Annotated in this window: 9 protein-coding genes and 2 tRNA genes; 6 read left to right on the top strand and 5 right to left on the bottom strand. The window is 70.7% G+C overall.

Features of this window, described 5'->3' with window-relative positions; all coding sequences use genetic code 11:
• From VGV13_16825 to VGV13_16810, 4 genes are all read right to left on the bottom strand, one after another.
• A tRNA-Glu gene (locus tag VGV13_16825) sits at nucleotides 1–76 on the bottom strand.
• Nucleotides 77–99: 23 nt separating this feature from the next.
• Nucleotides 100–173, bottom strand: a tRNA-Gln gene (locus VGV13_16820).
• 41 nt (nucleotides 174–214) lie between these two features.
• The gene (locus VGV13_16815) at nucleotides 215–487 is read right to left on the bottom strand and encodes an HU family DNA-binding protein (GenBank protein ID HEV8642754.1); all 273 of its coding nucleotides are present in this window, start codon (nucleotides 485–487) and stop codon (nucleotides 215–217) included.
• An 11-nt stretch (nucleotides 488–498) separates the two neighbouring features.
• Nucleotides 499–4,113: a GAF domain-containing protein gene (locus VGV13_16810; protein HEV8642753.1), complete on the bottom strand. Its 3,615-nt coding sequence runs from the start codon at nucleotides 4,111–4,113 to the stop codon at nucleotides 499–501.
• A gap of 82 nt (nucleotides 4,114–4,195) precedes the next feature.
• Between VGV13_16810 and VGV13_16805 the strand changes: the two genes are divergently transcribed.
• The 5 genes from VGV13_16805 (at nucleotide 4,196) to VGV13_16785 (ending at nucleotide 8,277) form a co-directional block, all read left to right on the top strand.
• Entirely contained in the window at nucleotides 4,196–4,594 is a 399-nt protein-coding gene (locus VGV13_16805; protein HEV8642752.1) for a response regulator, read from the top strand.
• Between the two features lie 106 nt (nucleotides 4,595–4,700).
• Nucleotides 4,701–5,204 carry a permease gene (locus VGV13_16800; GenBank protein ID HEV8642751.1) on the top strand — a complete coding sequence of 168 codons (504 nt, stop codon included), beginning with the start codon at nucleotides 4,701–4,703 and terminating at the stop codon, nucleotides 5,202–5,204.
• A gap of 19 nt (nucleotides 5,205–5,223) precedes the next feature.
• Nucleotides 5,224–6,690 carry a menaquinone biosynthesis decarboxylase gene (locus VGV13_16795; GenBank protein ID HEV8642750.1) on the top strand — a complete coding sequence of 489 codons (1,467 nt, stop codon included), beginning with the start codon at nucleotides 5,224–5,226 and terminating at the stop codon, nucleotides 6,688–6,690.
• A 13-nt stretch (nucleotides 6,691–6,703) separates the two neighbouring features.
• On the top strand, nucleotides 6,704–7,555 hold the full coding sequence (locus tag VGV13_16790; GenBank protein HEV8642749.1) for a UbiA-like polyprenyltransferase: 852 nt from the start codon (nucleotides 6,704–6,706) through the stop codon (nucleotides 7,553–7,555).
• Nucleotides 7,555–8,277, top strand: coding sequence for a ubiquinone/menaquinone biosynthesis methyltransferase (locus VGV13_16785; protein HEV8642748.1), 723 nt, complete (start codon nucleotides 7,555–7,557; stop codon nucleotides 8,275–8,277). The genes VGV13_16790 and VGV13_16785 overlap by 1 nt, the downstream gene beginning before the upstream one ends.
• Before the next feature lie 79 nt (nucleotides 8,278–8,356).
• Here the strand turns inward: VGV13_16785 and VGV13_16780 are convergent, their stop codons facing one another.
• Nucleotides 8,357–8,626, bottom strand: a complete 270-nt coding sequence (locus tag VGV13_16780) for a hypothetical protein (GenBank protein HEV8642747.1) — start codon at nucleotides 8,624–8,626, stop codon at nucleotides 8,357–8,359.
• Nucleotides 8,627–8,715: 89 nt separating this feature from the next.
• Here VGV13_16780 and VGV13_16775 point away from each other — a divergent pair.
• On the top strand, nucleotides 8,716–8,901 hold a 186-nt coding region (locus tag VGV13_16775; protein HEV8642746.1), incomplete at its 3' end, for a 7-carboxy-7-deazaguanine synthase QueE.

Below are 8,901 nucleotides of genomic sequence, written 5' to 3'. Positions count from 1 at the left end.
TGGTGGCCCCAACGGGATTCGAACCCGTGTTTCAGCCTTGAGAGGGCCGTGTCCTGGGCCTCTAGACGATGGGGCCAGCCGACGAGGCTGGCGAGAATGTGGCTGGGGGAGGAGGATTCGAACCCCCGCTACGTGGTCCAGAGCCACGCGTCCTACCGCTAGACGATCCCCCAACGCGTAACGCACCGCATTACAACACACGCTCCTGGTGAAGTCAACGAACCACCGTCTTCAGGGCGCGGCTGGGCCGGAAGCGCGGCACCTTGGCGGGCGGAATCTTGATCGTGCTGCCCGTCCGGGGGTTGCGGCCGTTCCGCGCCGCGCGCTTGCTGACGACGAAGGTGCCGAACCCGCTGATCGTGACCTTGCGCCCTTTGCGGAGCGAGTCCACGATCCCCGCCAGGAACGCACTCATCGCGCGCTCCGCCGCCGCTTTGGAACCCCCCGACGTCTTCGCCATGACGGCGACCAGCTCGGCCTTGGTCATCCCCTTCTCTACTACGCGCGTAGCCCCGATGCTGTCAATGAGCCGGCGACGCGGCGCACCGCCTCCAGGAACACATCGGGGGTGAAGGGTTTTTCGAGCACCGGCAGGCGCGCGCGCTTGAGAAAGGCCCACGCCTGCACGTTGGCCGTGTCGCCGGTGATGAACAGGAAGCGGCCGCCCAGGGCCTGGTCGGCCATGATCGCGCTGCGGTAGAACTCCTCGCCGCCCCCGTCCGGCATGCGCATGTCGGACACGACCAGGTCGTAGCGGCGCTGCCGCACGCGCTCGAGCCCCAGGCGACCGCCGGGGGCCACGTCGACGCGCCATCCGGTCTCGCGCAGGACGGTCACGACGAGATCGACGACGCCCGCCTCGTCATCCACCACGAGCGCGACCCGCCCGTCCCCGAAGAAAGCCGACCGCGCCGGCGCGCCCGGCGCGCGCGCCGCGGCCACGGGCGTGCCGACGGGCAACTCGAGGGCGAACGCGGTGTCGCCCGGCTCGCTCTCGACGCTCAGGCGACCGCCGTGCTCCTCGGCGATGCCGTACGACACGGAGAGGCCCAGGCCCGTGCCGACGCCGACTTCTTTCGTCGTGAAGAACGGCTCGAACACCCGAGGCAGGATGTCGGCCGGGATCCCCGGCCCGTTGTCCACGACATCGGCGCGCACCGTGCGGCCGCCCTGAACGACGCTGGTGCGGAAGACGATCCGGCCACCGCCATTGGGGGCCAGGGCCTGCTCCGCGTTCAGGAGCAGATTGAGGAACACCTGCTGCAGCTGCTGCGCGTCCGCCAGCACGGGCGGCAGGCCCCCGGCGAACTCCCGCTCCACCGCGATGCCGGACAGCGTGAGCTGGTTGAGCCGCAGCGCCAGCGCCTGATCGATCACCTGGTTCAGGTCCACGGGGGCGCGCTCGGGTGGGCGCTGCCGGGCGAAGTAGAGGAGGTTCTTCACGATCTTGCCCATGCGGTCGCCCTGCTCCACCATCAGCTCCACCGGGCGCCGCAGCACCTCGGGCGCGGCGCGGTTCAGCAGGAGCTGGCCGTATCCGATGATGACGCTGAGCGGGTTGTTCAGCTCGTGGGCGACGCCGGACACGAGCTGGCCCAGCGCCGACATCTTGGCCGCCTGGACGAGCTGGGCCTGCGTCTCCTTGAGGCGCGCGAGACTGTCGCGCGCGCTGGCGTAGAGGCGGGCGTTTTCGAACGCCAGCGTGGCCTGAGCGATGAACATGTCGACCACCTGACGCGTTTCCTCGGTGAACCGGATCGGCTCGGAGTGGCAGAGCACGAGAGCCGCGCGCAGCTCGTCGCCCGCGATGATCGGATAGCCCGCGAAGGCGCTGATGCCCCAGCGTCGCCACCAGGCGTGATCGTCGCGGGGCTCGTCGCCGAGCACGTCGTCAATGACAAGCGGCGCGCGATGGCGCGCGACCCACCCCACGCCGCCGAGCTCGTAGCCGACGACCGGCTGGGGGAAGTCCTCGGCGAGGCCCGGGGTGGAGCCGGCCTTCACGGCGAGGGTGCGGCGCTCGTCGTCGGCCAGCCAGAACAGCGCGTGCTTGACCCCGGTCAGGGAGGCGGCGGACTCCGCGATCATCCGCAGCAGCTCGTCGAGGTCGAGGGCGCTGGAGATGCGCTGGTTGATCGCCGCCAGGGCCCCGACCCGCTCGGCCTGCATCCGCTCCGCCTGATAGAGCGAGGCGTTGCGGATCGCGATCCCGGCGGAGGCGGCCAGCAGGCGGAGCGCCTCCTGTTCCTCCCCGTCCGGCGATCCCTCGGGAAGGATGTAATCGAGGATGCCGACGAACGTCTCGCCGACGATGATCGGCAGGCCGTAGTAGCTCGCCCCCGCCCGCTGCCGCCACCACTCCGGCGCGAGCGTCCGCGGGTGGTCGAGCGGATCCGGGATCAGCACCGGTCGTCGCTGCGTGAAGACCAGGCCGGGGAGGCCGGCGGCGGCCGGAAACTCGTCGGGAAACGCGCGCAGCTCGGGGCTGGAGTACGCCGCGAAGCGCAGCGTCTCCCGCTGGAGATCGAAGACGTGGACCGCCGCCAGGGCGCCGGGTCGCATGCCGGCGGCGGCTTCCACGATCCGCTGCATCACGTCGCTGGTGTCGAGCGACGAGGTGATGGACTGGGTCACCGTGGCCAGGTCGCGCAGGCGGGCGGCGCGGCGCACCGCTTCCGCGTAGGCGCGGGCGTTCTGCATGGCCAGCGCAGCCCGGCCCGCCAGCGACGTGATGAGCGCCTGGTCTTCGGCGGCCGCCAGCGCGCCCGAGCGCGCCCGCACCGTCAGCACGCCGAGGAGCGTTTCGCCCGACAGGAGCGGCACCGCGAGGATGGTCCCCAGCCCCGCCTCCCGCCACCATCCGAGCAGGCGCACGCGCGGGTCCTGGCCCGCGTCCGGCACGAAGACCGGCTCGCCGCGCTCGGCCGCGGCGCCGGTGATGCCCTCGCCGAACGCGAGCGTGGCCGGCATCTGCACGTCGGGCAGGTTGGCTTGCACGCTCCAGGCGCGCAGACGCAGCAAGCGCGCTCCGGGCTCGGCGGTCCAGAGGTGAACCACCGGCGCCTCCACCAGCCGCGCCGTGGCCTCGGCGATGCGGCGCAGGACATCGTCGAGGTCCAGCGACGCCGCGACCAGACGCTCCACCTCGGCCAGCTCCCGCAGCCGCTCGGCCCGCCGCGTCGCGTCGGCGTACAGGCGCGCGTTGTCGATGGCCAGCGCGGCCTGCTCGGCCAGGCGGGTGAGCGCCATCAGCTCGTCTTTGTCGACGGTGCGCTCGGCCCAGTAATGGACCACGAGAGCGCCGTGCACGCGTCCCTTCGACGCGAGGGGGGCGGCGGCGACCGCCCTGAATCCCTCCCGCTCGATCTGCGCGCGGCGCTCCGGCGTCACCCACAGCTGCGGGTCCTGGAGGATGTTCGGAGTGGCGATTGGGCGCGACTCCAGCACGACGCGGCTGATCGGTCCTCCTCCGACCGGGATGGTCCCGGCCGCCGTGTAGCGGTCGCTCAACCGGCCGGCGGCGCGCATGACCCGGAATTCGGGCGCCTGGCCGTCCCAGGAGACCACCAGGGCGGAGTCCGCGCCCATCACCTCCAGCGCCTTGTCGACGATGGTGTCGAGCACCTCGTTGAGATCGAGCGATGAGGTCAGTGAGCGGCCGATCGCTTCCAGCGCACGCACGAAGACGGCGCGCCGGATGCGCTCGGTCATGTCGGTCAGGAATCCCGCGGCCCCCGTCACGCGCCCGACTGCATCCCGCAGGGGGACGCAACGTGCCTCCACCCAGGCGTCCGGCGCGACCTGGGCCGTGAAGGTCGACTCGCTGGAGAGCGCGCGCCGCAGATACTGAGGAAAGGCGATCGCGTCGAGCATCGGGACGAGGCGGCGCAGATTGCGGCCGCGCGCACCCGCGCGGGCCAGGCCGGTCAGGCGTTCCATCGCCGCGTTCCAATGAACGACGTTCAGGTGGGAATCGACGACGACGAGGGCATCGTCCATCGTGTCGACGAGGCTGGTGAGGACATCGCCGCCCGGGAGCGGGGGGGGCGCCGCCGTCGCCGGGTGCGGCACGTCGGGGGCGCCGCGGCGTCCCGTCAGCGCTGCCCATGCCACGCCAAGGAAACGGCGCATAGCCCTAAAAGTATAAACTGACTGGCATCGCCCTTGCTGCCCGTCCTCCGAAGGAGGCTTCCGCGTGGCGGCGCAGCGACCCCCCGCTCTGCAAACGGTGCGAGTGCTCCTCGTCGAGGACGTCCCCGACATCCGCGAGGTGCTGACCGTCCTCCTCCGCTCCGAGGGGGCGGAGGTTGTCGCCACCGGGAGCGGCCGTGAGGCCGTCGACCTGGTCGGCCAGCGTGAGTTCGACATCGTGCTCAGCGATCTCGGGCTTCCCGACATCCCCGGGGACGTGCTCATCCGGCAGATCCGGGCGGGGTCGGCGAGACACACGCGCGTCGTGGTCATCACGGGCTACGGCGAGCCGTATGTCACCCGGGCCCGGCAGGCGGGCGCGGACGCCGTCTTCATCAAGCCCGTAGACTGGATGAACATCCTCGACTACCTGCGCCGGCGCAATCTAGCGGCCTCGGCATGACCGCCTCGAATCCTGCCGCGCCTTTAGGCAGGCGCATCGGCATCCGCGTCTCGGCACGCCCCTGTGTAATAATGTGCGCGGCCGAGATTCCGTCAAAGGAGCCGCGATGCGAGCTGCGCTGGATCCCGCGACGATCGTCCTGTTCGTGCTCGCCGCCACGCTCGCCGTCGTCGCGTATCTGAAAGACCCCGGGTTGCCCTGGATCGGGGCCCGAAACGGCTTCTCGATGCTCTGGTTCATCTTGCCCCGCCTGGTCCCGGCGATGCTCCTGGCCGGCCTGCTCCAAGTCCTGGTGCCGCAGGAGGTCGTCACGCGTTACTTCGGACGCGAGAGCGGGCTCCGGGCCATCCTCATCGCCTCCCTGGCCGGCGTGCTGACGCCTGGCGGCCCGATGGTGAGCGTGCCATTCATGGTCGCGCTCGCCAACTCAGGCATGGCCCTGCCGCCGCTGGTCGCCTACATGACCTCGTGGTCGCTCTTCGGCATGCAACGCATCATCGCCTGGGAGGCGCCGCTCATGGGCTGGCACTTCGTCGCCGTGCGCGTCATCCCGAGCCTCGCCTTTCCCGTCCTGGCCGGCTGGCTAGTCGCCGCCTTCTACTCCGACTGAGCGCGTGGATCGCTGAGCGATGGCCTGGCGCGACCTGCGCGAGTTCGTCGACCACCTCGACAAGCGCGGCCGCCTGCATCGGGTCACCGTCCCCGTCTCGCCCGATCTCGAGATCACCGAGATCACCGACCGCGTCTCCAAGGGGGCCGCTGACCGGAACGTGGCGCTGCTGCTCGAGCGGGTGGAGGGGTTCGACATGCCCGTGCTCGTCAACGCGTTCGGGTCGGCCGAGCGGATGGCGTGGGCACTCGGCCTCGAGCGGCTGGACGAGCTGGGCGAGCGCGCCGCCAAGCTCCTCGACCTCCGACTGCCGGGCACCTTCGCCGAGCGGTTGCGCAAGCTGGGATCCCTGATCGACGTCGTCAAGGCGGCGCCCCGGCGGGTCACCGATGCGCCCTGCCAGGAGGTGGTGGAAACGGCCAACCCCTCGCTGGCGGCCATTCCCGTGCTCCGCTGCTGGCCCGGCGACGCCGGGCGCTTCATCACGCTGCCCTGCGTGTTCACGCGCGATCCCGTCACGAGTGGCCGCAACGTCGGCATGTACCGCCTGCAAGTCTTCGACGACCGCACGCTCGGCATGCACTGGCAGACCCACAAGGGCTCGGCGGAGCACCACCGGCGCGCCGAAGAGGCGTCGGGAGCGGCGCGCATGGAGGTCGCCATCGCGCTGGGCGGCGATCCGGCGCTGATCTACGCGGCGTCGGCGCCGCTGCCGCCCGGGATCGACGAGGTGGTCTTCGCGGGCTGGCTGCGGGGCGGCGGCGTCGAGCTGGTGCGGTGCCGCACGGTCGACCTGGAGGTCCCGGCTCAGGCCGAGATCGTGCTGGAAGGCTACGTGGACCCGAGCGAGCGCCGCCGGGAAGGGCCGTTCGGCGATCACACCGGCTACTACTCGCTGGCGCGCGAGTATCCCGTCTTCCACCTCACCGCGCTCACCCACCGGAAGAACCCGATCTATCCGACCACCGTGGTGGGCCGCCCGCCCCAGGAAGACTACTGGCTCGGCAAGGCCACCGAGCGCATCTTCCTGCCCATCATCAAGCTGCTGCTGCCCGAGGTGGTGGACATGAACATGCCGGCCGAGGGCGTGTTTCACAACCTCGTGATCGTCTCCATCCGAAAGCGCTACCCGGGGCACGCGCGCAAGGTGATGTACGCGCTGTGGGGCCTCGGGCTCATGATGCTGGCCAAGACCATCGTGGTCGTGTCCGAGCGCGTGAACGTCCACGATCTCTCCGAGGTCGCCTGGCGCGCCACCGGCAACATCGACCCCAAGCGCGACGTGGTGCTCCTCGACGGCCCGATGGACGATCTCGACCACGCGGCCCTCCGCCACCGCTTCGGCGGCAAGATGGGCATCGACGCCACCGAGAAGACGGCGACGGACGGCATCGAGCAGCCCTGGCCCGACGAGATCGTGATGAGCGAGGAGATCCGGTCGCTCGTCGAGCGGCGCTGGAAGGACTACGGCCTCGATCCACGTTGAGCCAGCATCGGCCGTGAGCACGCTGCGCCACTTCGTCGACGCCATCAAGTTCGAGCACACCGTTTTCGCCCTGCCCTTCGCCTACGTCTCGATGGTGCTCGCCGCCGACGGCTGGCCGGGCTGGCGGGTCGCGCTGTGGGTGACGTTGGCCATGGCGGGAGCGCGCACGCTGGCCATGACGGTGAACCGCCTGGCCGATCGCGTGATCGACGCGCGGAACCCCCGGACGCGGGCGCGCCATCTCCCGGCTGGTCTCTTGACCGTGTCCGGCATGGCGGCCGTCGCCGCCGCCGCCGCCACGCTCCTCGTCGTCTCGGCGGCCATGCTCAACCCGCTCTGTCTCGTCCTGTCTCCCCTCGCCGTGCTCTTCCTCGTCGGCTACTCCTACACGAAGCGCTTCACCTGGCTCTCGCACTGGATCCTCGGGTTCACCGACGGCATCGCCGCCGCCGGCGGATGGATCGCCGTGCGGGCCGCCTTCGACCCGCCGGTCTTCCTCCTCTGGTTCGCTCTCACCGTGTGGATCGCTGGATTCGATCTCCTGTATGCGTGCCAGGACGTGGACTTCGACCGGGCGGAGGGCCTCCACTCGGTGCCCGCGCGCTTCGGCATCCCCGCCGCGCTCGTCACCGCCCGCGCGTGCCACGCGCTCACCGTGATGGCGTTCGTCGCGCTCGGCTGGACGATGGGGCTTGGACCGCTGTACTGGCTCGGCGTCCTGGCGGTGGCCGGCCTCTTCGTCTACGAGCACTCGCTGGTGTCGCCGCGCGACCTCTCCCGCCTCGACGGGGCCTTCTTCAACGTGAACGGCTACATCGCGCTGATCCTGCTCGCCGCCGTGCTCGGCGGGCGGTGGAGCTTCTAGTGGCCACGCCGGAGCTGGGCGCCGGGCCCGACAAGGCGCGCTTCGTGAGCGAGATGTTCTCGCGGATCGCGGGGCACTACGACCTCATGAACGGCGTCATGACCTTCGGCATGCATCACTCGTGGCGGCGGGCGACGGCGCGCGAGACGATCCCGATCCCGGATGGGCCCGCCCTCGACCTCGCCACCGGGACGGCCGACCTCGCCCTCGAGCTGGCCGAGCTGCACCCGCATCGCGCCATCGTCGGCGCCGACTTCTCGCTCGGAATGCTCAGCGTGGGCCGCGACAAGGTGCGGCGAGCGGCGGGGGCGCGGCGGATCCACCTGGCGGCGGCCGACGCGCTGGCGCTGCCGTTCGAGGACCGGAGCTTCGCGTGCGTGACCTCAGCCTTCCTGCTCCGGAACCTCGCCGATCTTCGCCAGGGCCTCGCCGAGATGAGGCGCGTCACGCGGCCGGGCGGCCGGGTCGTCGCCCTCGAGATCACCCAGGTGACGCTTCCCGGCTTCGCCCCCCTGTTCCGCTTCTACTTCCACCGCGTGGTGCCGAGCGTCGGCCGCCTCATCGCGCGCGACCGCGAGGCCTACACCTACCTGCCCCAGTCGGTCGACCGCTTCCTCTCCCCGCCCGAGCTGTCACGGCTCATGGCGGAGGTGGGACTCCGCGGCGTGCGTTATCGGCGGCTCGGGATGGGGTCGGTGACGATCCACACGGGGATCGCCTGAGAGACACAGGCCAGAGACACGATGACCCCGAGCGTGGGCCCGGGGTCACGATTGCATCAGGGAACGGGCGCCGGGGCGCCTACCACTCGGGGCTGGAGTACTCGTCGTAGACGCGCCGCACCACCCGGATCTCCCGGGCCCGGCCGTCTTTCACGTCCATGGTGACGATGTCACCCTCGTTGATCTCGCCGAGATCCTGGGTCCGGCCTTCCTCGGTGACGATCACGGTGCCCCCGCAGGCCAGATCCGTGCACACCTCTGCCTCGCCCTTCACCCGGAGGCGGCCGGCGGCCTTGTCCACGGCCACGACGATCAAGCGATCACGCTGGAGCGAATCGGTCAGGCTCATGAAAGGCCTCCTTTCCGATGCGCGTTCCTTATACCAGAGCCCCGGCGCGTCGGGCAAGTGGTAAATCCGTGCTACCATTTGCCCGACTCATGGAGCTTCAGCTTCGGACCCTCACGGGCCGGATCGCCGAGGTCTTCTACTCGATCCAGGGCGAGGGAGCCACGGCCGGCCTCCCCGCGGTGTTCGTCAGGCTGCAGGGCTGCTCGGTCGGCTGCCGCTGGTGCGATACCAAGTACTCCTGGGATCCCGAGGGGGGACGCTCCGGCGACGTGCCC

The sequence above is a fragment of the Candidatus Methylomirabilota bacterium genome (assembly GCA_036001065.1).
GTDB lineage: Bacteria > Methylomirabilota > Methylomirabilia > Rokubacteriales > CSP1-6 > MNEF01.
Note: the sequence above shows the minus strand (reverse complement) of the source record. Positions and strands in the feature narration are given on the sequence as shown.

Coding starts and splice junctions, on each gene's coding strand:
- VGV13_16815 (HEV8642754.1), bottom strand. CDS start 487: ATGACCAAGGCCGAGCTGGTCGCCGTCATGGCGAAGACGTCGGGGGGT.
- VGV13_16780 (HEV8642747.1), bottom strand. CDS start 8,626: ATGAGCCTGACCGATTCGCTCCAGCGTGATCGCTTGATCGTCGTGGCC.
- VGV13_16795 (HEV8642750.1), top strand. CDS start 5,224: ATGGCCTGGCGCGACCTGCGCGAGTTCGTCGACCACCTCGACAAGCGC.
- VGV13_16800 (HEV8642751.1), top strand. CDS start 4,701: ATGCGAGCTGCGCTGGATCCCGCGACGATCGTCCTGTTCGTGCTCGCC.